The sequence below is a fragment of the Silvibacterium bohemicum genome, from assembly GCF_001006305.1.
GTDB classification, from domain to species: Bacteria; Acidobacteriota; Terriglobia; order Terriglobales; family Acidobacteriaceae; genus Silvibacterium; species Silvibacterium bohemicum.
Window position 1 is genome coordinate 489886 of record NZ_LBHJ01000004.1, and the last position, 21368, is coordinate 511253.

The window sequence follows — 21368 nt, forward strand, 5'->3', positions numbered from 1 at the left end:
GCCAGATCCTAAATGGACCGCAAGGCTGCCGATTGATCGGGTACCCGTTCGATCCGTCCCAGGAGAACGATGTAGCCGGCGATGCCGACCAGCAGATAGCCGGCGGAAATAGCAAAGGCCCATGCGAAAGAATGCGTCGCCGAGACGACATATCCGGTAACGATAGGCGCAGCAATCCCGGAAAGCTGATTCGAGAAATTCATGATGCCGCCTACCTTGCCCACGCTGCCACGCGGGGCAATGAGCGACGGAATCGACCAGCCAACCGGCGCTGCCGCAGACAATCCGCTGATGGAAATGCTGATCCAGAGCAGAGCCTGAGTCGCATCGTGTGCATGGGCTGCGCCTAGAATACCCAGACCAAATGCGGTCCCCCCGATCAGCGTGATCTTCCGCACGCGGTTGGCGTCCCACCCGCGCGCAATCAGAAAATCGACCAGCCAGCCGCCAACGATTAGCTCGATAACCGTCGCACATAGCCACGGCACTCCCGTATAGAGAAAAGAATGCCGGAGATCGATGTGCAGAGCTGCGGAGAGATAACTCGGGAGCCAGGTCAGCAGCAGATAAAAGATGTAGTTATAGGAGCCGAAGCCGAGCGCAAGGCCCAGCACCTTTCTCTGCCTTAACAGATAGCCGAGAGAGGAGGACGACTCCGCCGACATGCGCAACTCGACATCGGAAGACTGCGTGGTATCTGCCGAAGCGGTCTGTCCGACACCGCCTCGTTGCGCCTGGTCTTCGGGATCGCGATAGGCTTTTACGAAGAGCAGGAAGTAGCCCAGGCTGATCAAGCCGGTCACGGCGAAGCTCATTCGCCATCCCACGCTGAGCAGCATGAAGCCGATCAGCGGCACGCCGATGGCTGACGAGAATTTAGCCGCAGCATCGAAGATTGACGTGGCGAAACTTCGCTCCTTCGCAGGAAACCACTGGCCGATCGCTTTGGCATTCGCAGGAAATGTCGGAGCCTCTCCAACGCCGAGCACCAGGCGCGCCGCAAAAAATCCGCCAAGGTTGGGAGTAGTCGCCGCGCCGAATGAGGCGATGCTCCAAAGAAAGGTGCTGATGCGCCCGACGCGCTTCACACCAAACCGGTCGAGCAATACGCCAATGGGCAGCTGGCAGAGAGCATAGGTCCAGTTATAGGCCCCGGAGAGATATCCGAAAACGATGTTGGAAATTCCGAATGTGGTGATGAGTGCTTCGTGCGAAACCGACAGGTTGACGCGATCGAAGTAGTTCACCAGGACTCCCAGCCCCAGCAACCACGCAATGTTCCAGCGGTACGGCGATAGAGATTTCGAATCGCGGCGGTCTACAGTGGTCAACGATGCCCTCGTTCCTGCAGCAGTGTAGCGGCTGGAGACGTCTCTGCGCATTTCTCTGAACGGCCCAGCGTGCGGAGAAGCGCGAACAACGTGCATGCCACGGCCGCGAGTCCCGCGTACCAGATTACTAGCGAGACGTTAACCACCCACGCAGGCGCAATCCCGCTGCGCTTCAGCAGGAAGGGCAGGACGTTCCAGGTGGTGATGTGGACATAGTCCCACGGATCTTGCGTCATCGCCGCGTTCGTCAGTCCCCACGCGTTCATTTTGCCGAATGCAAATGCAAGGATGTTCTCGAAGCGCAGCCCGACGACGAATGTGGGATGTCCCAGCGTTTCCATCTGGTAAATTTCCAGCGGCAGCCAGAAGGCCAGTGAAGCGATCTGGATAACAATGCTGATCGCCAGCAGCGCAATTCCTGCGATCCAGACCGGCCTGCCTATTGCTCGACGAAATCGCAGCAGCAGCGGAACGGCAAGCAGAGACGCCGACTCCACGGCCGTCGAAACATAACGGTCGCCCCAGGCGAAGTCGCCGCTCCACACCGTGTAGCGCGCGTAGAAGCTGATGTAGGCGAGAAGAAGCAGCGCCGTAGTCAGGACATAAGCTTTCACGGCGGGAGTGAACCGCCTCCATCCGACGACAGCGACCAAGATTGCAAGAATGAGTAAGGGGTCGAAGAGAAAGATTGATTTTTCCGGAGCGAAGAGAGCTCCGAAGAAGCCCGTGTGAAAAGGCTTCTCAAAGGGATAGCTGACCGGCAGAGCAGGATTTCGCTGTTTCGCCTCCTGGGCGTAAATGCCCAGGTACGTGCTGAAAAACGAGCCGAAGCGGTAGAACTGGTAGAGGCGATCGATCAGCCCGAAAAAGATGTATATCGGGATCGCAGTGGTCAGATAGATCCGGATGCGACTCCATAGATCGTTTCCGCGCACGCCTTGGCAGGCCAGCACGAGAAGCACAAAGAGGCCCCCGGCCAGCAGATCCAATCCCGTGGTCAGCCGGGTAAGCAGATTGAGACCGAAAGCAGTTGATCCGAGGACAAGCGCGCGGCGACTGCCGGTGCATAGCCAACGATATTGATAGCAGAATCCGGTGAGCGTGAGCAGAAAGATGTAATTGTTCTCCATCATGTTCTGCGTGTAGTGCAGGTGGGTTGTGGCGAACAGCATAGCCAACACGCCGGCCACGGAATGATCAACCGCAAAGCCCAGGCTTAGCAGGAAGCGGAAGCAGACCAGAGCCGTTATCACCGTGACGAAAATATTGGTGCTGTAACTGACGACGATGTCACGCACGCTGGGATCGTTTCCGTTGTATCGGGCGAAGACGGGAAGGCGCTCGATATATGTTCCGGCGATGTCAGCCGGCAGCATGAGCAAAGATTGGCCGATGCCGTACCAGCTTTGCAGCTTTCCTCCGCGGCCATGAATGCCGAATTCCGGATACTCCTGAGGAAAGACCGGCGGCTCAAAGGTCCACAGGGCATGGGTGGATTGCAGGCGGTGCTGAGTATCGGCGGTTCCCAGCTCTCCGGATTGAACAACGAACGCCACCAGGGCCGCGAGCAGGGCCAGCAGGAAAGCCGGTTTACGATACCAGAGAAAATTTCGGGGGGAGACTCGGCGCACCATCATGGGTATCTTCCGAGTTTAGACGGATGCCTCTTTCCGGCTGCAACTCACGTCCGGCGGCGTTGCACGATGTGGCTCCACCTATTGTTTTTTTCGTTACCCCCTACTTTGCCCGTGACGGCGGCAAACCAGTCGTGACATGCTGGAGACACTTCTATTTTTTGAAGAACATAGCGCCCGAAGGAGCTTGGACAAAAGCATGTCCATGAGGCATCTATTAGCCGGATACGCCGTCGTGCTGATGCTGTTCATCATTGCCTGCAGTGCAATCGAGAGGAACGCGGCTGGCCTGAACGGTGTCAGGTGGGTCAGGCGGGCGTTTTGCGTCGCCCTCGCTGGATTGCTGTTGGCGATGTGTCAACCCTTCGCGCCGGCCTTCTTCTCCGCCGCGCTGCCCCAAGTCTCCGTTTTCGCGGCCCTCGTTCTTTTCCGTTTCGCAGTCGAAGAGACGCTGGAACATAAGACGCAGCATCCATATCTCAGCATCGCTGCAGGCGTTGCAGTTTTCTCAGGGCTGCTGTTTTGCAGCGCGATTCACGCCCACGCCCGCACTCGCATCTACGTTAGCGATACGGCGGATGCGATCCAGGCCATGATGACCGCCGTCGTGCTGTTTCGCAGCAGGAATACCGCGCTACGTTCGGCCATTCGCACCACCGGGTATCTGATGGCCGCAGTTGCCGTGATTCATATCTTCCGTATCGTAGCCGCTACCGTGCGTCCGCCCCAGCATGGCATCATGCACGCCGATCCCTTCCAGGCATATTTCATCTTTTTCAATTTCACCTTCGGCATCGGAGCAGGTCTCAGCCTCATCTGGCTTTCTTTCTGCTGCCAGCGAGATAACCTGCAGGCGCTGGCGCTTACGGACGGATTGACCGGCCTGCTGAATCGCCGGGCCTTTGAAGAAGCGCTGCAGCGAGAGCTGGTTTACGCCCGCCGCTACGGCAAAGGCACCGGCCTGGTGCTGATCGATCTTGACTATTTCAAGCGAATCAATGATGCCCATGGCCATCCTGTTGGAGATGAGGTGATCCGCCGGGTAAGCGCCGCACTCCAGGCTGGAACCCGGGGCTCAGACGCGCTGGCGCGCTTTGGCGGTGAAGAGTTTATCGTGATGCTGCGCGACACCGATCCCTTCCACGCATCGACGGCAGCGGAGCGGATGCGGATGCGAGTGGAAGCTCTTCGCGGGATGCCCGCCGGAATACAAGTCACCGCCAGCCTCGGGGTTGCCGTCGGCGACTCCTCCGACACGATCGAATCCCTGTTGAAGAAGGCAGACGATGCTCTCTATGCATCCAAACGCGCCGGCCGCAACGCAGTTACTTCTCATCAGACTCCAGCCGAAAATATAGCCGCGATTGCCGACCCACAATCCGAGCTGCTCGCTACCTAAATCTAGGCGACTTTGACCCAGACCTGTCCGTAGTTCGACGGCACCGTCACGCTGACGGAACCTCCATCTGTGACTGGCGCAACTTCGTATGGAGTTGCACGGAAGGAATCGTCCACCATCTCACGCCACGTCCCGGCCACCGGAAATGGCGCGGCGCCCGTGCTTGCAGTACCGCCAAAGTTGAGCAGCACCAGCGCCCACGATTCTGCATCCGTGCCACTCGCCGCCGCATGGCGCGAGTAGATGATGACTTCTGTTCCTTGCAGAGACTGTTGCCAGTAGTAGTAAGACGAGCGACTGCGTAAGGCACGCACGCTGCGGCGCAACGATCCAAGCCGACGATAAAGGCTCACCAGCGGAGAGCCGTACGAGTCGTAGAAGTACTCCCAGTGCATATCCCGCTGGAGATGAACCCTGGAGAGGCCGCTGTCCGGAAGGTTGTAGTTGTCCGCAAACTCCTGCCCCTGCCAGAGCATGGGAATGCCCTGCAGTGTGTAAAGCGCGATGGCATGGGGCTGCAATTTGAAAAACAGGCTCCGGTCGCCTTCCGGCGTAGGATCGTTCGCGTCGCCGCCCGTTCCAACATAGACAATTAACTGGCTGTGATCATGAGATTCCAGGTATTGAAAGGGTGCAACGGGCATCTGGATCGCGTTCCCTGCGGCATCCACAGCCTCTGTCGTCGCGGGATACCCCATAAAGCTCGGATCGAGCTGATGCGCGTAGCTATCGGCCGGTGGCGTACCGGATGCGATCGCCTCGGCAAGATAGAGCAGACCGTTCTGCCACGCGCTGTTGGTGTAAGTCTGCGCCAGCACGGTCTGCGCGCTGTCGAGAGCTTCCGCGCATTGAATGATGCGGCTGTAGCCGCCAGCCCCTCCCTGAAACCGCGGCACGGTGAGTGAATGAAGATAAGTTTGCTCCACTAGCGTCCGGTAGCCCGCATCCATGGGCGGAACGTAGAGGTCCGTCACCTCGTCGTAGCGGAAGCCGTCGACATGATATTCGTCGATCCATTGCTGGTTGGCATTGAGAAAGTAATCTTGCGTGAACGCGATGGTGAAGTCCGGCTTCGGACCGAATCCATAGATGTTCCAGCCATCCATCATCGGATTCGCCACCTTCGGCGCGCCGGTGGTATTGGCCAGGTCGTTGTAGACGCAGTAATACGGAAACAGCGTGTCCACATGTTCGTAAACAACATCGAGGATCACGGCCATTTCCTGCTCATGCGCGGCGTTAATCAGCCGCTTCAAGGCAACGCTACCGCCGAAACGCATGCTCGGCGCAAAATAATAAAGCGGGCCGTAGCCCCAATCGAAATCGAGCTTCATGCTGGTGACCGGCATCAGCTCGACGCAATTGACGCCGAGACTTTTAAGATAGACCAGCCGGTCGGTCACACCGTCGAAGGTGTCGTTGAACTCCTCGACTTGCAGCTCGTAGACGATCAGGTCATCCAGCTCAGGTGTTTTGTAAGCGTTGTCCGCCCAAGCAAAAGGCGCCGGGGCCGGTCCCACATCGAACGCCGCCATGTTTCCGATTTCGGCATCGCGAGCGAATGGATCGGTAATCCACGGGCTCACCAACTGGCGAGTTCCGCCGACCGGCGTCCACCAAAGCTCATACCGATACAGATGCATTCCCGCCAACCCGATGTGTGTGCCCGCCACTGGAGTCAGAGGAACGGTTACCGTCCATAGATCGAGCGGATGGCCCGATTGCCATGCCAAAGAAAAATTCACGGGAGGAATGCTGGGATCGAAGCGGTCTTCGCTGTGAATGACCCGCGCAATCACCTCGAATTGATCGCTCGAATGAATGCCGGGAAGATAGATGCCGAAGCGAACGCTGAACTGATTCGCTCCAGTAACGGCAGGAAAGGCACCCACTTCACTCAGATCGATCATGGGAAGGACCTCGGTACGCGGGAGCATACCTCAGTTTCCCGAGATCCCTTGATGAATTTCGTGAAAAGCGCTGGATAACTGTTGCTCACGCTCCGCGCATCCCTGTCAAAGTTGTGCGGTGGCAGAGGTTACGGCTACCATCATCGGTGGATTGAACGGAGTGAAGGAAATGCGGATGATGACCCTGATTCGCCAGGTCCTGGACGCCGAGCAGAGCGTGCGCACGCGGGATGGCGCAGTCGATCTGGCGAACAGCAAGCTGGTGATGGACACCATGGATGAGTACGGCCTGGAGGAAGCGCTCCGCCTGCGCGAAGGTGGCATCGACGCCGAGGTGATCGCTGTCGGCGTAGGCCCCGCGCGGCTTCGTGAGGCACTGCGAACCGCGCTGGCTATGGGAGCCGACCGCGCCGTTCATGTCGAGACGGAGATTGCACTCGATCCTATCGCCCTCAGCAAGGTCGTGGCCGAGATTGCCCGGCAGGAGCAGGCGGAGCTCATCCTTTGCGGAGGACAGCAGGCCGACTGGGATAGCCAGGCGCTCGGCGCGGCCACGGCGGAGCGGCTGAATTGGCCGCAGGTGACGTGGACCAGCGCTCTCAGCCTGCAGGACAGCACGCTCACCGGAAAGCACGACGTCGACGAAGGCCGCGAGGAGTTTTCTGTTGCCTTGCCCGCTGTGATTACCACGCAGCAAGGTTTGAACGATCCCCGCTACCCCACGCTGCCGAACATCCTCAAGGCCAAGAAAAAAGAATTACGCAGCGAAACGCTCGAGCAATTCCAGGTGCAACCGATGGTCAAGATCACGGGGGAAGAGATCCAGGTGAAAGAACGGCTGCGCAAAATATTGGATGGCAAAGACGCAGCAGCGGCGGCAACGGAACTTCTGCACCTGCTGCGTGACGAAGCCCGGGTGATTGCATGATCCTTATCGCCGCTGAACATGCAAATGGAAAATTAAGCCGCAGCACCTATGAGATAGTGACGTGCGCACGCGAACTCGGCCGCGAAGGGCCGATCGCAATTCTCATTCTCGGCAAGGATGTCGTGGGAGCAGCCGCCGAAGCCGCGCTCGTCGCGGATCAGGTGCTGGTTGCAGATCGAGCCCAGTTTGCCCAATACGACGCGGAGTTGTGGTCTGCCGCAGTCGCGCAGATAGCATCCGAAGGAGAGGCTCACACCGTCCTCATCGGAGGCAGCCGCAGCGGCCGCGAATATAGCCCCAGGGTTGCCGTCAGGCTCGACGCTGCGCTGCTCGAGGATGTCACTTCCCTTCGCTTCGCGAAGGATGCAGTCTCCGCCCAGCACTACACCTATCTTGCGCGCGTCACGGAGAAGATCGAGACGCCGGCCAAGACCATCGTCGCGACGGTGAAGCCGGGATCCTTTGCTGCGGCGGCTCCGGGCAGCAACCATGCCGAGCAATTCGATGTGGACTTGAACCTGCCGGAGCGGCGCGTAAAAGTAATCGGAAGATCGCTGGAGAAGACCGCGCGTATTTCTCTGAGTGAAGCGGATATCGTCGTCGCCGGCGGCCGGGGCGTAGGAAGCGCCGACGGATTTACGAAACTGGTTGAGGGACTGGCCGATCAACTTGGCGCCGCGGTGGGCGCAACTCGCGCGATTGTCGACGCCGGATGGCGGCCATACTCCGAGCAGGTAGGTCAGACCGGCAAGACAGTGCAGCCCAAGGCGTACATCGCCATTGGTATTTCCGGCGCGGTGCAGCATCTCTCCGGCATGAGCAAGAGCAAGATCATTGTCGCAATCAATAAGGATGGCGACGCTCCCATCTTCAAAGTGGCGGACTACGGCATCGTAGGCGATGTGCAGCAGATTGTGCCGGCCCTGATCGACGGCCTGCGCAAGTAGTGCTTCAGCTTAGATCGATTTAGAAACGCAGGTTCATGCTTCCTCTCAGACAGAGATACGCGTTCCTCCTCTTTGCAGCGATCACGCTGGTTATCGGAGCACGCGGTTTCTACCGGCTCTACCTGCATATTCGCAGAGGGCGCGGCGACGCGGAAAGCCGCACCGACCGCTTCCCTGCTCGCCTCTGGTATGCAATCGTCACCAGCCTAAGTCAGTCCCGCACCTTCCGCAAAAGGACAGCGGTCAGCTTCTTTCATTCATTCATCTTTTACGGATTCGTCTTCTATCTGCTGGTGAATCTCGCCGATGCGATCGAAGGCTTTGTACCATTCGCCATCTCATCAGCAACGACGCCGGGAGCAATCTATAACTTCGTCGCCGATATCCTGAGCCTGCTCGTGCTCATCGGCGTGATCGCTCTCGTTGTTCGCCGCTTCCTGATCCCCGCACGGCACGATTTCCGTTTCAACGAAAAAACGCTCCTCCATCCAGACATCCAGCACGGCTACATCACGCGGGATTCGATCATCGTCTCGGCGTTCATCCTGTTTCACGTTGGCAGCCGCGCCATCGGAGCGGGAGCACGCATCGCTGCGGACGGTCCAGACCGGTGGCAGCCATTCGCCACGGCGCTCTCGCATCTCTTCGACGCGCAGAATGCCGAAGCCTGGCGAGTCTTCGGATACTGGGGCGCACTGGGCAGCGTTCTTGTCTTCCTCGCGTATTTTCCCTACACGAAACACGTTCATATCTTCATGGCCCCGGCAAATTATCTGCTGGCCCGCCGGCAGCCGAGCGGCGTGCTGCCTCTCGTAGAGATCAACCTTGAAGTAGAAGACCAGCAGATCGGTGCAAAGCGTTTGGAGGATCTCGCATGGCCTCGACTGCTCGATGCCTATGCGTGTATTCAATGCAATCGCTGCCAGGATGTGTGCCCGGCCACGGCCACCGGCAAATCGCTGAGCCCGGCTGCGCTTGAAATCAACAAGCGCATGGAGCTGAACCGGCTATCGAAACAATCGTCCGGCGCAGAAAGCCCGCAGCCACTACTCCAGTTCGCACTCACTCCAGAAGCTGCCTGGGCCTGCACCACCTGTGGCGCCTGCATGGAAGTCTGTCCGGTGCAAGACGAGCAGATGCTGGACATCATCGACATCCGCCGCAACCAGGTGATGATGGAAGGCGAGTTTCCTATGCAGCTGCAGAGCGCCTTTCGCGGCATGGAGCGCGCGAAAAATCCCTGGGGCATCAATCACGATCGGCGGATGCAATGGGCTGAAGGGCTCGACGTCAAGACAACGGAGGAGAATCCTGCGCCCGACCTGCTCTACTGGGTCGGTTGCGCGGCAAGCTATGATCCGCAGGCACAGAAGACGGCGCGAGCCTTCGTGCAACTGCTGAACCACGCGAAGGTGAACTACGCAGTGTTAGGCAAGAAAGAATGCTGCACCGGCGACAGCGCACGCCGCGCCGGCAACGAGCATCTCTATCGCGAGCTTGCCGACCAGAATGTGGCAACGCTCAATGCAGCGAGGCCCAAACTCATCGTAGCCAGCTGCCCGCACTGCATGAATGCGATCGGCAAAGAATACTCGCAGATCGGCGGCGATTACCCGGTCATGCACCACAGTGAATATTTGGCGTCTCTCGTCGCGAATGGTAAGTTAGCTTCCGATCCGCTGGACGCCAGCATTACGTACCACGATCCCTGCTACCTGGGCCGCCACAATGGCGTCTACGAAGCGCCGCGAAATCTGCTTCATGTCTTGAGCAATGACGTGAGAGAGCTTGATCGCAATCGCGAGAACTCCTTCTGCTGCGGCGCTGGTGGCGCACAGTTTTGGAAGGAAGAAGAAGCGGGCTCCGAGAGAATTTCCGAAAATCGTTTTCGCGAGGTCAAGCAGCGGTTGGCCGACGCCGGTCAGCAGAAGACGCTCGCCGTCGGATGCCCGTTCTGCAAGAGCATGTTGAACAGCACGCCCGGCAAGGGCGATGCGGATGAGATCGTAGTAAAAGACATCGCAGAATTGCTGCTGGAAGGCGTGCAGAAGAAAGCCGGCATTGCTTCTGTCGCGCTCATTGAAGCTGCACCGTCATCCGCGAACATAGATGTTGAAACCGCACCGGCGATCCTTCAAGAAGAGCCCGTAGTCGCAGAGCAATCAGCGGCCAATCCAATTGCAGCAAATGAAATTCCGCTGCCGGCAGAAACAGTACAGCGCAAAAAATGGCAGCCGAACGCACGCACGACTGCGCCAACTCAAGTAGAGCCAGCAGCAAAAACTGAAGCCCAAGCGCCTCCAGCAGGAGCTCTCACGCCGAGCACTGCTTCAGCACCGCCTCCATTACTAGCACGGAAGAAGTGGACACCCAAAGCTTCTGCAACCAGCCCAGAGAACGGTCCCACAACACCTATCGCCGATGCAGCTTCGCTCGAAAACAAAGCGGATGAAGGAGCGAAGGCGGAACCGGAACCATCGACTCAGCCGCCCGAGCGAAAGAAGTGGCAGCCTAAGTCAAAAAATCCGCAGGCCTAAATCTCAGGCCCAGATCAAGGCCTGATGGCCGCCGCGCTCCATTCGAATCGCAGACAACTAACGAGGGGGCGCCGAGTACCCGCGCTGCGCAAGTTGCTTACCCATCTCGGCGTACATCGTCTGATCTGTTGGTTGCCAGGTGCCCAACCCGTCGACATAGCGGTTGTACATGCAGAACGCCGCTGCAATCAGGACCGTATCGTGAATCTCAAGATCGGTTGCTCCCTGGCTGCGCGCCTCGGCAATGTCTGCCGGTGTCACTTGCTTTCCGTCGATCTGCACCTTGCCGGCAATCGCCAGCAGAGCCTTCAGCTTCGGAGTAATCGGCGCACGCTGAAAATCCGCAGTCACTTGTTTGACCACGGCGTCTCCACCCAGATGAGCGGCTGCAGCCGCGCCGTGACTGGTCTGGCAAAAATAGCAATCGTTCTTTGAGGAGACATAGGTCGCGATCAGCTCGCGCTCGCCCCCACTCAGACTGCCCGGCTGGTGAAGCAGGATGTCAGCCAACTCCCGCATCGGTTTTGCTGTCTCCGGACGAAACGCGAAGCCTCCGGTAATGCCCGGCAGTCCTTCAGGAAGCGCGATGTGTGCCATGATTTCTCCTCAAGGTAGTTTGTTCTAGCGCGCCAACGCTTCCGTGGGCAGATACGTTTTGCTCACGCTGATATACCCGTCGCGGGCCACCTGCTTGCCGCGCTCGCGATAGAGTGCTTCGTCCTGCGGCTGTGTTGTCCCCAGGCCGTCGACATAGCGGTTGTACATGCAGAATGCCGCTGCAATCAGCACGGTATCGTGAATCTCCCGGTCGGTTGCTCCTACGCTGCGTGCGTCTGCGATATCTTCCGCAGTCACGTTTTTGCCGCCGCGCTGCACCTTGCCCGCGATCACCAGGAGTGTCTTCAGTTTTTCTGAGATAGCGGCGTAATGAAAGTCGGCCTTCACCTGCTTGACCAGGTCTTCATCCCCATTGAGATGAGCCGCCGCAATCGCGCCGTGCGCGCTCTGGCAGTAGTGGCAATCGTTCAGATAGGAGACATAGGTCGCGATCAACTCGCGCTCGGCGGGCGTGAGCGTGCTCGGACCAAGGAGCAATATCTCTACGAGCTCGTTGAGCGGCTTTGCTGTTTCCGGGCGAAAAGCCATGGCTCCACGGATTCCGGGCAGCCCCTCTGGCAATGCAATATGTGGCATAGACTTGTTTCCTTTCAGGAGTGTGAGGACCTGGCCGACAACCCGCCCGGTTTTCGGTTATTGATAAGTTCCATCGAAGGCGAAATCAGAAGAGCATCCTACGCGAGAGCCGTGGGGGCGGGCATCCACCGTAAGGTTGAGACCGCCGCCCCGAACCGCAAACTGGATTGAGATCTATTCCGCAATGGAAAAAGCCGCCAGAAAATCTGGCGGCTTCGTCCAAAAAGAACATACGTCGTAATAAGGAAAACGTACAACAAACGCACTCGCACTCCCAAAAGCTATTCGGGTGTGATGACCACTTCCTTTTTGCTGATCTTGCGAAGGAAGTCTTCGCCTGTTCCCAGATGCTCATCGACCAGACGCGACGGGGTATGAGCCAGCCATTCGCCGAGCGAGATGTCCTGATAATCCGGTGTGGGGAAAACCTCGAGGAAGACCAGATCGGTGTCGCCGATGTTTTCGATGAAGTGCGGCTTCGATTGCTCGATGTAGCCCACATCGCCGGGATGGAAATCCATCGTGCGTGCATGACCGCCCGCGGCGAAGACCGTCATACGCGCGGTCCCCTTCACGTAATACTGCCATTCGTCGTCATTCGGGTGCCAGTGCAGCTCGCGCAAGCCGCCCGGCTTGAGCGTCACGATGGCCGCCGCGATGTTGGTAGCGGGAAAGTTAGATTGATCGATGATCTTCACGCTTCCGCCCGCGGTCACCTTGGTCGGCTTCATCTTGTCGGTAAAGAAAGCAAAGCTGTCGGGAACCGGGCCGGTCGCGGCATAGACCTCTTTCTTCTCCTCCTCGAGCGGCCGCGGCAGGTCGCGCTGGAAGATGAAGAGCTCCCGGGACGGAACATTCGCGAACGTCGATTCGGGAGTGTCGAAATTCTTGGCAAGCACTTCCTTCGGAGTATGGTGCAGCCAGTCAGTCAGTAGAAAGGTTTCAAATTCGTTGAAATTGCCGTCGTTGAAGACCAGCAGGAACTGGCATCCGTCAGGGCCCAACCCCTGAATCGAGTGTGGAACGCCGCCGGGGAAGATCCATAAATCACCTTCGTGGACATCCTCGACGAAACCTCGGCCTTTCGCGTCAACGGCCGTGATGCGGGCGCTTCCGGCGGTCATAAACGCCCACTCGGCGCCTACGTGCCAGTGCAGTTCGCGGATGCCGCCGCTCACCAGCCGCATCTCCACGCCGGCCATCTTCTTCGATATAGGCATGTCGCGCACCGTCACCTGGCGTGTCCAACCGCCCGCTTCGACTCGCTTATGGGCATAGCTGAACGGGTACTTGAACGGCGGCTGCCCCCCCGCATCGGTAGTCGGCGGCCAAACGGAGTCGGGCTCGGCGCTGTCCAGGACGGAATTCTTAGGCCCCGGCTGCTGCTCATTGACACCGGTATGGGTGTCTTTGCTTTTATCCATCGTCTGCTGCGCCGCCGCCACCACCGGCAAAGAAGCTGCTGCGGCCAACACCGCTGAGCTCCTTCCCAGAAATGTCCGTCTGCTCAACCCGTCCTTGCTGTCTTGCTCTGCCATGCTGCTTCCTCCGATTGCGCCTTCATCTTTGTGTACATTGCTGTTGTTCGGGGGCCTTCCATACTCGGAGCGCGGTCTCCCAGCGGCCGCCGAACGTAGAGAATATATCGGCGGCTATTGCTGCCTTTCTATCCCGTAAGGCGGGAAGAGGGCATTAACTTCCGCTACATCAACAGACGGGGCTGGGTTCGTTCAAAGCTACTGGCTAAATCTTCGGGGGCGCAAAGAATTTCTGGCCGGGAGGAGCACACCGGAGTCGAGCCGCGGATATTGGCAGATACCTCCGAGCCTTTGTGCTTTCCTTATCGCCGCATTTTTGCAAGCGAACGGCGCCCCTTCCTCAGACCGTAGTTCGAGAACCGCCCATAAACATCCAAGCCAGCGAACAAAGCGTAATGAGGGCGATAATTCCTTGCGAGATGACGCAGTAGAGGCACCAGACCTCGAGCTTGTGAGCCTCAATATTGCTCAGGTAGAGCGCGAATCCCAGACCTGCGAGCGCGCCCAGAAGCACCACCCCGCGACGCCTTGCTAGAGCCAATATTCCCAGGGCAACATATCCGGCGATGCCGATCGCGGCGACCGGGATATGCTTGATCTCCGCGTAGCGGCTATGATTCACGATCCCGCAATCCCAGTGCGCATTGATATCGCAGGGCTGCACATCATACGAGTAGTGAACATGCAGCGCGAGACTGGAAACAATTACTCCGGCCAAGGCGAGAAAAAACACCAAAAATCGCATCAGGTTGACCTTCTCCTTCGTGCTTCGTCGATATTCTTTTGACGTCGCGGGCTGGCTCGCGAGACAACCCACCAAAGAGATAAGATTAAATCACCGTATGCTACGCAATGTTGCCATTCTCCTTACCGGTGCTGTTCTCGCGCTGAGCAGCCAATTGAGCCACGCCCAGCAGGATATGTCTCCCCTGAAGCCGTCCCCGGGCTCTCATGTTTCGCTGTTCGAATTTGCCGATCTGGAGTGCCCCATGTGTGCGCGGCAGAACCCCGTCCTCAAGGATGCGTCTGCCAAGTACCACGTACCGTGGATACGCCATGACTTCCCGCTGCAGATGCACGTGTGGAGCTTCCAGGCCGCCGTCAACGCCCGCTGGTTCGACACCCAGCCCAAGAAGCTTGGCAACGATTACCGGGATGCAGTCTTCGCCAGCCAGTCCAGCATCGAGACTAAGGACGATCTCCGCTCGTTTACGGATAAGTTCGCGCAGCAGCACGGAGTGGCATTGCCCTTCGTCCTCGATCCCCAGGGCAAGCTGGAGGCGGAAGTGAAGGCCGACTATGCGCTGGGAGTGCGTCTTGGCGTGCATCAGACCCCGACCGTCTGGATCGTGACCGACCGCAGCGGCGGAGCTGCGCCTTATACCGAGGTTACAGATTTCAACAAGCTCTACACCGCGCTCGATCAAGCTGTGGCCCAAACCGGCCACGGCAAGAAGTAAGAGACCAGGAAGCCGCCGCTCCGGCGGCGGATGGGTGCATTCCTCTCCAGGCAATGCACCCGCTTGAAATTCGCCTCACAAGAAGACCTTCCGTAACGGGGCTCGGTTAGACTTGGGCTTCACGGGAGATTCTCATGCAGATCGACGCTATCCAAGCCGCTCTTCGCGAACAGGCCATAGATGCCTGGCTCTTCTACGATCACCACCATCGGGATCCCATTTCTTACCGCATCCTCGGCCTGCCCGCGAATGCGCACGTCACCCGTCGCTGGTACTATGTGATTCCCGCAGAAGGAGAGCCGCGTAAGCTGGTGCACCGCATCGAATCCGGACGACTGGATTCCCTGCCTGGATCGAAGGGTGTGTATTCCTCGTGGCAGGAGCTCGAGACCGGCCTCGACGCCATGCTTCAGCCCTACACCACGCTAGCCATGCAGTACTCGCCGCGCAATGCCATCATGTACGTCTCGATGGTCGACGCAGGCACCGTCGAGGTCCTGCGCGAATTCGGAAAAAATATTGTGAGCTCGGCCGACCTGGTCAGCCGCTTCGAAGCGATTTTGACTCCAGAGCAAATTGCCAGTCACTACGAGGCTCAGGCAGCCATCGACCAGATCCTCGCCGAAGGCTTTCGCGAGATCGGGCGGCGGGTTCGTCCTGCAAATGGCAATCCTCAGCGAGTCACGGAGTACGACATCGTGCAATGGCTTTCGGAGGCGATGCGCCGCTCCGACCTGGTTTGGGAAAACGGCCCCAATGTTTCCGTCAACGCAAACAGCTCCGACTCTCATTACGAGCCGACCGCCGAAGGGTCAAAGGAGATCCACGACGGCGACTTCGTGCTCATCGATATCTGGGGGCGCAAGAATCGTCCCGGCACCTGCTTCTACGACATCACCTGGACGGGCGTGGTCGGCCGCGAGCCATCCGAGCGCGAGAAGAGAGTTTTCGAAGTTGTCAAAGGCGCCCGCGATGCGGCCGTCAAAGCCGTCAAGGATGCATTTTACGCCAGGGAGCCCATCGCTGGATGGCAGGCCGACGATGCCGCACGCGCAGTCATCCAGGAGGCCGGCTTCGGCCAGTATTTCACCCATCGCACCGGCCACAATATCGGCAACGATATCCACGGCAGCGGCGCTCACCTCGACAACCTGGAAACCCACGACGAGCGCCTCATCCTGCCTAACACCTGCTTTTCCGTGGAGCCAGGCGTTTATCTCGATACCTTCGGCATACGCAGCGAGCTGAACATGATCACCACCGCGGAAAGGGCCTCGGCCACCGGCCGCATTCAACAGGAGCTGGTGAGAATCTAGAGTCGACTCTCGCCGGAGGCGTGAAAGCCGCCGCATCCTGTATATTCAAGAAAGAGATGGCCTCCAAGGTTCAAGTGCCCGCGAAGACCCAGACGCAGGGCTTTCAATATTCCGCGCTGATCGTAGGCTGGCTGGTTCCCGGAGCAGGCCATGTTTTGACTGGCCGCTGGCTCCGCGGCCTGCTGCTCTTCGTGTCTATCGCGACGATGTTCTGGCTGGGCATCGCGATGCAGGGCAAGCTCTATCTGCCCAACACCGGTGACGTTCTGGATATGCTCGGCTTTGCCGGCGATCTGGGCAACGGCCTGTTTTATGCGCTGGGACGCTTTCTCGACCTTGGTCACGGCGCGGTACAGATTGCCACCGCAGACTACGGCACCAAGTTCATCGTGGTGGCAGGCTTGCTGAACTTTATCTCCGCCGTAGACGCGCATAACCTGCGGATCGGCAGGAAAATCTGATGTTCGCTCCCACACACTTCACCGCCGTTCTTCTTTTCGCCACCTTCGCCTCGGTAGTCTTCGGGATTACGCAGCGGTCCACTCCAAAGGCGATGGTTCGCTATGGCCTTTACTGCTGGGTGATGTTTGTCGGAGTGGTGATTGCCGCCAGTTGGGCGATGTGGCTTATCCGGCGCTAGCCGGACACTCAATCACTATTTCTTTCGTTCCCACAGAACCGCATCGAAGCTGTGCATCTCCACGAAGCCGGCATGGCGGTACAGAGAAACCGCGCCTTCATTCCCCTCGGTGACGGTCAAAGTCAGCGCCCGAAACTCCCGGCGACGGATGTCGTCCACACACGCATCGATCAGAATGCGGCCGCAACCGCGGCCCTGGTAAGGCCGGGCAACGCAGAGCTGGGTAATGTGCGCTACATCTTCGCGGACCCGCGAGCAGAGCAGTACTCCGGCCAACTCATGACTGCCCGGCCGCACCAGAACCCGCGAAGCTGCGGGGTCGAAGAAGCCGCAACCGGGAAAACGCACAATGTTATGCAGAAAGCGGAGCGAACCAGCCACGCTCCTGTATTGGTCGTTGATATGGCTGTCCAGATGGCCTTCGTAGGCTGTGGATATCAGATGGGCCGCTGGGTTGAAGTCCTCGTCTTTCCAAGGCCGCATGACAAGGTCGTCGGGCAGCTTGCGCACGATGCGCGGACCTGTTTTGTCCCGGACGGACAGACGCAGAAAGAGACGCTTGGAAGTCTCGAATCCTGCAGAACGAAAAACACCGATGTGCAATCCATGGGGATGAAGCAACAGCTGCGACTCGATGCGGTCCACACCGGGCGAATTCTGCAGCAGCTCGATCAGGTTTTCCAGCAGCCGGTTCTCAACTTCGGTAGCGGTGGCATCGGAGTTATGCGGGGGCACCGCAAAGACATCTCCGATTACTGCCTTGTGATCTTCGTAAACACAAAAGACGTATCCGGAGATCCGTCCGCCCTCGATAGCAACATACCCCGGCAGCACGCGGGAATCGAGATACTGCAGCAACAGATTCGCTGACGCCCGATAATCCCACTCCAGCCGTTCGCTCCATACCCGCGCTTCAGCTTCCAGCAGGGAGCGTAGGCTGGCAGCGGAGAAGTGCCGCAAATCGAGAATTTCGAGTTGGAGCGCGGGAGTCATTGCAGTATTTCGATGTTAAGGCAAAGGGACGTTTGCCGTTAACGCGATCCTTGCCTCCGGCATCAATGAGGTGCTGAGAATGAAAGGCTGCATCCGCCAAATCCAGCAACGGAACGGAGCGTTCTATGCCGCCTCCGCCCGAAATCCATCTTCGTCACCTGTTGAGATAGACGAGCTATGCCATCCTGAAGGTGCAAATTACTGATTTCACTTCGCACATCTCGAAGATATTCCAAGTACGGCAGCCGCCTCGGGACAAGGCGCTTATTTGGCAGTGGAAACAGAGTACACAATTAAGTCTTGTGCTGGATACGTGAAAAGCGGCTCGTAGGTTCGACCTTGTAACAGGTGATTCAGCTGATCGACATAACTCCCGCGAACAATGAGCAAATGCTGCTGAGGCGGAACCCCGTCATGCTCGTAGTTCACGACCTCATGGTTGCGATAGAACGAGAGACCATACTCCACGTCTCGGCGCACCCTGTATACAGCCACAGTCCCACCCGGAGGCAAAATCTCGTCGATAATCTTTGCCAAAGGCCGCGCGGAATAAGTGAGATCGATCAGGGTAATGTTTCGCTTTGTACCCGCTATGGCATGGATGCCAAAAAACGGCCCTACGCCGAAAAGGTAAAGCAGCATGATGACTAAAGGCACCATGGTCGCGATCCGCAGCCGCTTCAGCCCAAAGCGATAGACGGTGATGAGAATAAAGACCGCTGCCGCAAATGCGGTCATTGCTCCCGCAATCACCGCGCTCGCCGGAGGCATGGCCTCGGGATGCTGCAAATGCAGTGGCAGAAGAATCACAAATGCCGTCAGCAGCCCGGTCAACAGCGCATGGGGGATAAGGAGCCATGCCTTTAACCCGCGCTCGCGCATGCGGTTGAGATAATCGCCGGTCAGGATGGTCAGAGGAGGGATCGAAGGCAGGATGTAACCGGGAAGCTTGGACTGCGAGAAGGAAAAGAAGACGATGGGAACCAATGCCCAGAGCACCAGAAACTCCGGAAAGGCATCGCCGGCGCGAAAGGTTCCCATGTAATGCCCCTTGGCGCGTCTCGCTCGCCACTCCGCAATCGATCCTCGGACCGCATCGCTGAAAGCGGCAATGGCGATGACTGCCCACGGGGTCAGCGAAAGCAAAACGATTGGCAGATAGAACCAGAAAGACTGCTCGTGCTGGAAGCGATTGGTGGCGAAGCGTTCCAGATTGTGCTCAAGGAAAAAAACGTGCAGGAAATTGGGGTTGCGCTTCTGAACCGCAATAAACCACGGCAGCACCATGGCCAGATAAAGAACCACGCCCGGCCACCAGATAGTCCTTCGCAAGATCGACCATTCGCGCCGCAGCGCCGCAAACGCAATCAGGATCACCAGCGCGAGAAAAGGCGCCACCGGTCCCTTGGCCAGCGTCGCAGCGCCAACGAAGAAATACAGGTCGAAGAGCCAGAACTTGCTGTCGGTCTCGTACCAGGCATACCAACCGAGCATCCCGATACAGAGCGGCGCAGCCAACTGCATATCCGTCGAAGCGCCCCGGGCGAAGGCGATAATACCCGCCGAAGCCGCCGTAATGAGCGCAGCGTCGAGCTGGCCGCCGCGACGAAATCGCCGTATGTGGAGATAAATCAGAGTTACGAGAATGAACGCAAAGCTGGCCGAAGGCAGACGCGCCGACCAGTCATGCACGCCGAACTCCCGGAAGGAAAACATCGCCCGCCAATAGTAGAGAGCGGGCTTTTCCAGCCACGGCCGGCCCCAGAGGATCGGCGTGACGTAGTCGCGCCGCGCCAACATCTCCCGCGCCACCTGGGCATATCGGGGCTCATCGGCCCCCACCAGCCCGATGCCGGCGCCGCCAAAAATCGGCACCAGTCCGTAAAAGAGAAAGAACGAAGTCAGGATAAAAAGCGTAGCCGCTTCGAGGGTTGTCGCGAGCGACGGAAAACGACCCAGCAGACTATTTGGATTCTGCGATAGAGCTTTGATTCTGGAAGAAATACCCACTGTTCTCTTGATCTCGAAAGGAACTCCCGACAAGGCTAACAGATTGAGTCGAGTAACAGAGTAAAGGCGGCAGGTCTTACAGGCGGAATCGTGGGGCGAAGCTCATACGACAACGCCCGCGGAGTGCATGGAATTGCGCGCTGTCGCCCGTAGGAGATCCAGGATACGGCTTTCCGCCGCAGACAATGGCCCGTCGATGGTGCAGCCGCTCGCATGCAGATGGCCGCCACCGCCAAGCCCCTCCGCGATGCCCGCCACGTCGATCGATCCCTTACTGCGGATCGAAAGACGCACGCGTCGATTCGGAAGCTCGCGCAAAAATACGGCGACATCGACCCCGGAAATCGAAATCGCGTAGTTCACCAATCCTTCGCAGTCTTCCTCGGCAGCCGAGGTCCGCATCATGTCGTTGTGGGTGACCCACATCCAGGCCAGTCGCCCTTCGCGCCGCAGATTCGAAAGCGCAGCTCCTAAAAGCAGCATCTTGGAAGTCGGGTTCGAGAAATAAGTATGTTGCGCAATGGTGGTCGGGTTTGCCCCTTGGCGCACCAGATCGCCGGCCAGCTCAAACGTATGAGCGTCGGTGCCCGCGTAGCAGAAAGAACCGGTATCGGTGAGCACCGCCGTGTACAAGCAGGTCGCCATTTCGGTGGTTACGCGCACTCCAGCCAGGGTAGCCAGATCGTAGACCATCTCCGCAACAGCGCAGGCGTCATTGTCGATCCAGTTGATGGCGCCAAAAATACGGCCGCTTACGTGATGGTCGATGTTGATGATGAAGCGGTCTTCGAGCCCCTGCAGCCGGGAACGCTCGATGCCGTCGCACTCCAGCAGGATGACCGCGTCATAGTCGCCCTCCACACACTCCACCTGGCGGATGGACGAGGCGCACGGAAGACCGCGATAGATCAGCGGCACGCCGTCGCATGACACCATATCCACCTGCTTCCCCAGCTGATCCAGGATCATGCCGCAAGCCAGAATCGATCCGACGGCGTCTCCATCCGGCCGCGCGTGCGCGGAGATCAGGAACCGCTCGCCACCGTGGATGGCCTGGAGAACCGCGTGGATGTCATCGAACTTCTGCATCAGGTATGGGCCCTAAACTCCTACTCGGACGAACTATTCCTTCGGCGCTTCCTTCTGGCGCCGGCGCTGGCGGCCCAGCAGCTCATCGATTCGAGCCTTCATTTTTTCGGAACGGTCGATGTGGAAGGTCAAATCCGGCACATGCTTCTTCCCGGTGCGCTCCAAGAGCTCATGGCGGATGTATCCGCGCGCGGCCATCAGCCCATCGATGGTCTTCGCTTCTTCCTCGGTGCCGCCGTCGACCGCGACATAGATTAGGGCCGATTTACCACCGGGGTTCAACAGCACCTGGGTTACATATGCAAAGCTGATACGCGGATCGGAGAGCTCACCTTCGATCATTGCGCCAATTTCCTCGCGAAGCGTCTCCGCGACACGATCCTGATGGTACTTCCGAGCCCTCTGTTCCGGCATCTAAAACTTCCCCTAGCTAAACTTCTGA

19 protein-coding genes are annotated in these 21368 nt (G+C 58.4%); 8 read left to right on the top strand and 11 right to left on the bottom strand.

Features of this window, described 5'->3' with window-relative positions; genetic code table 11:
• Positions 1-8: 8 nt before the first annotated feature.
• Together XX99_RS12700 and XX99_RS12705 are read right to left on the bottom strand one after the other, a co-directional pair.
• Positions 9-1331 carry an MFS transporter gene (locus tag XX99_RS12700; protein WP_231581320.1) on the bottom strand — a complete coding sequence of 441 codons (1323 nt, stop codon included), beginning with the start codon at positions 1329-1331 and terminating at the stop codon, positions 9-11.
• A complete protein-coding gene (locus tag XX99_RS12705) occupies positions 1328-2968 on the bottom strand; it encodes a hypothetical protein (protein WP_156185964.1) in 1641 nt (546 codons plus the stop codon). The genes XX99_RS12700 and XX99_RS12705 overlap by 4 nt, the downstream gene beginning before the upstream one ends.
• Positions 2969-3164: 196 nt before the next feature.
• On the opposite strand from XX99_RS12705, the gene XX99_RS12710 reads away from it, so the two are divergent.
• A complete protein-coding gene (locus XX99_RS12710; protein ID WP_050059756.1) occupies positions 3165-4364 on the top strand; it encodes a GGDEF domain-containing protein in 1200 nt (399 codons plus the stop codon).
• Between the two features lie 2 nt (positions 4365-4366).
• Here the strand turns inward: XX99_RS12710 and XX99_RS12715 are convergent, their stop codons facing one another.
• On the bottom strand, positions 4367-6301 hold the full coding sequence (locus XX99_RS12715; RefSeq protein ID WP_050059757.1) for an alpha-amylase family glycosyl hydrolase: 1935 nt from the start codon (positions 6299-6301) through the stop codon (positions 4367-4369).
• A gap of 91 nt (positions 6302-6392) precedes the next feature.
• On the opposite strand from XX99_RS12715, the gene XX99_RS12720 reads away from it, so the two are divergent.
• Genes XX99_RS12720 through XX99_RS12730 form a run of 3 tightly spaced genes read left to right on the top strand, consistent with a single transcriptional unit; the run spans position 6393 to position 10686 of the window.
• The gene (locus XX99_RS12720) at positions 6393-7202 is read left to right on the top strand and encodes an electron transfer flavoprotein subunit beta/FixA family protein (RefSeq protein WP_231581322.1); all 810 of its coding nucleotides are present in this window, start codon (positions 6393-6395) and stop codon (positions 7200-7202) included.
• The gene (locus XX99_RS12725; protein ID WP_050059759.1) at positions 7199-8149 is read left to right on the top strand and encodes an electron transfer flavoprotein subunit alpha/FixB family protein; all 951 of its coding nucleotides are present in this window, start codon (positions 7199-7201) and stop codon (positions 8147-8149) included. The genes XX99_RS12720 and XX99_RS12725 overlap by 4 nt, the downstream gene beginning before the upstream one ends.
• Before the next feature lie 35 nt (positions 8150-8184).
• Complete coding sequence (locus tag XX99_RS12730) at positions 8185-10686, top strand: heterodisulfide reductase-related iron-sulfur binding cluster (protein ID WP_050059760.1); 2502 nt, start codon at positions 8185-8187, stop codon at positions 10684-10686.
• 57 nt (positions 10687-10743) lie between these two features.
• Here the strand turns inward: XX99_RS12730 and XX99_RS12735 are convergent, their stop codons facing one another.
• From XX99_RS12735 to XX99_RS12750, 4 genes are all read right to left on the bottom strand, one after another.
• A complete protein-coding gene (locus XX99_RS12735; RefSeq protein WP_050059761.1) occupies positions 10744-11283 on the bottom strand; it encodes a carboxymuconolactone decarboxylase family protein in 540 nt (179 codons plus the stop codon).
• Positions 11284-11307: 24 nt separating this feature from the next.
• A complete protein-coding gene (locus XX99_RS12740; RefSeq protein ID WP_050059762.1) occupies positions 11308-11880 on the bottom strand; it encodes a carboxymuconolactone decarboxylase family protein in 573 nt (190 codons plus the stop codon).
• 281 nt (positions 11881-12161) lie between these two features.
• Entirely contained in the window at positions 12162-13418 is a 1257-nt protein-coding gene (locus XX99_RS12745) for a cupin domain-containing protein (protein ID WP_050059763.1), read from the bottom strand.
• A 340-nt stretch (positions 13419-13758) separates the two neighbouring features.
• A complete protein-coding gene (locus XX99_RS12750; protein WP_050059764.1) occupies positions 13759-14163 on the bottom strand; it encodes a vitamin K epoxide reductase family protein in 405 nt (134 codons plus the stop codon).
• Positions 14164-14260: 97 nt separating this feature from the next.
• Here XX99_RS12750 and XX99_RS12755 point away from each other — a divergent pair, with 97 nt between their 5' ends.
• The 4 genes from XX99_RS12755 to XX99_RS12770 all read left to right on the top strand — a co-directional run bounded on the left by XX99_RS12755 (position 14261) and on the right by XX99_RS12770 (position 16834).
• Entirely contained in the window at positions 14261-14878 is a 618-nt protein-coding gene (locus XX99_RS12755) for a DsbA family protein (RefSeq protein ID WP_050059765.1), read from the top strand.
• Positions 14879-15012: 134 nt separating this feature from the next.
• Positions 15013-16194: a M24 family metallopeptidase gene (locus XX99_RS12760; protein WP_050059766.1), complete on the top strand. Its 1182-nt coding sequence runs from the start codon at positions 15013-15015 to the stop codon at positions 16192-16194.
• A gap of 56 nt (positions 16195-16250) precedes the next feature.
• Complete coding sequence (locus XX99_RS12765) at positions 16251-16655, top strand: DUF6677 family protein (RefSeq protein WP_050059767.1); 405 nt, start codon at positions 16251-16253, stop codon at positions 16653-16655.
• Complete coding sequence (locus tag XX99_RS12770; RefSeq protein WP_050059768.1) at positions 16655-16834, top strand: hypothetical protein; 180 nt, start codon at positions 16655-16657, stop codon at positions 16832-16834. Before XX99_RS12765 ends, XX99_RS12770 begins: the two co-directional genes overlap by 1 nt.
• A gap of 15 nt (positions 16835-16849) precedes the next feature.
• Here the strand turns inward: XX99_RS12770 and XX99_RS12775 are convergent, their stop codons facing one another.
• The 4 genes from XX99_RS12775 to rbfA all read right to left on the bottom strand — a co-directional run bounded on the left by XX99_RS12775 (position 16850) and on the right by rbfA (position 21340).
• Positions 16850-17827, bottom strand: coding sequence for a GNAT family N-acetyltransferase (locus tag XX99_RS12775; protein WP_050059769.1), 978 nt, complete (start codon positions 17825-17827; stop codon positions 16850-16852).
• Between the two features lie 264 nt (positions 17828-18091).
• Complete coding sequence (locus XX99_RS12780) at positions 18092-19837, bottom strand: ArnT family glycosyltransferase (RefSeq protein WP_050059770.1); 1746 nt, start codon at positions 19835-19837, stop codon at positions 18092-18094.
• A 102-nt stretch (positions 19838-19939) separates the two neighbouring features.
• Complete coding sequence (locus tag XX99_RS12785) at positions 19940-20926, bottom strand: DHH family phosphoesterase (protein ID WP_050059771.1); 987 nt, start codon at positions 20924-20926, stop codon at positions 19940-19942.
• A gap of 33 nt (positions 20927-20959) precedes the next feature.
• Positions 20960-21340 (bottom strand): 30S ribosome-binding factor RbfA, encoded by a 381-nt coding sequence (gene rbfA, locus XX99_RS12790; protein WP_050059772.1) that lies wholly within the window; start codon positions 21338-21340, stop codon positions 20960-20962.
• Positions 21341-21368 lie beyond the last annotated feature (28 nt).

Excerpts from the sequence above, each read along its gene's own strand:
- XX99_RS12740 (WP_050059762.1), bottom strand. The coding sequence starts at position 11,880 with ATGCCACATATTGCATTGCCAGAGGGGCTGCCCGGAATCCGTGGAGCC.
- XX99_RS12770 (WP_050059768.1), top strand. The coding sequence starts at position 16,655 with ATGTTCGCTCCCACACACTTCACCGCCGTTCTTCTTTTCGCCACCTTC.
- XX99_RS12705 (WP_156185964.1), bottom strand. The coding sequence starts at position 2,968 with ATGATGGTGCGCCGAGTCTCCCCCCGAAATTTTCTCTGGTATCGTAAA.
- XX99_RS12750 (WP_050059764.1), bottom strand. The coding sequence starts at position 14,163 with ATGCGATTTTTGGTGTTTTTTCTCGCCTTGGCCGGAGTAATTGTTTCC.
- XX99_RS12715 (WP_050059757.1), bottom strand. The coding sequence starts at position 6,301 with ATGCTCCCGCGTACCGAGGTCCTTCCCATGATCGATCTGAGTGAAGTG.
- XX99_RS12730 (WP_050059760.1), top strand. The coding sequence starts at position 8,185 with ATGCTTCCTCTCAGACAGAGATACGCGTTCCTCCTCTTTGCAGCGATC.
- XX99_RS12745 (WP_050059763.1), bottom strand. The coding sequence starts at position 13,418 with ATGGCAGAGCAAGACAGCAAGGACGGGTTGAGCAGACGGACATTTCTG.
- XX99_RS12760 (WP_050059766.1), top strand. The coding sequence starts at position 15,013 with ATGCAGATCGACGCTATCCAAGCCGCTCTTCGCGAACAGGCCATAGAT.
- XX99_RS12775 (WP_050059769.1), bottom strand. The coding sequence starts at position 17,827 with ATGACTCCCGCGCTCCAACTCGAAATTCTCGATTTGCGGCACTTCTCC.
- XX99_RS12710 (WP_050059756.1), top strand. The coding sequence starts at position 3,165 with ATGTCCATGAGGCATCTATTAGCCGGATACGCCGTCGTGCTGATGCTG.
- XX99_RS12735 (WP_050059761.1), bottom strand. The coding sequence starts at position 11,283 with ATGGCACACATCGCGCTTCCTGAAGGACTGCCGGGCATTACCGGAGGC.
- XX99_RS12785 (WP_050059771.1), bottom strand. The coding sequence starts at position 20,926 with ATGCAGAAGTTCGATGACATCCACGCGGTTCTCCAGGCCATCCACGGT.
- XX99_RS12765 (WP_050059767.1), top strand. The coding sequence starts at position 16,251 with ATGGCCTCCAAGGTTCAAGTGCCCGCGAAGACCCAGACGCAGGGCTTT.
- XX99_RS12725 (WP_050059759.1), top strand. The coding sequence starts at position 7,199 with ATGATCCTTATCGCCGCTGAACATGCAAATGGAAAATTAAGCCGCAGC.
- rbfA (WP_050059772.1), bottom strand. The coding sequence starts at position 21,340 with ATGCCGGAACAGAGGGCTCGGAAGTACCATCAGGATCGTGTCGCGGAG.
- XX99_RS12755 (WP_050059765.1), top strand. The coding sequence starts at position 14,261 with ATGCTACGCAATGTTGCCATTCTCCTTACCGGTGCTGTTCTCGCGCTG.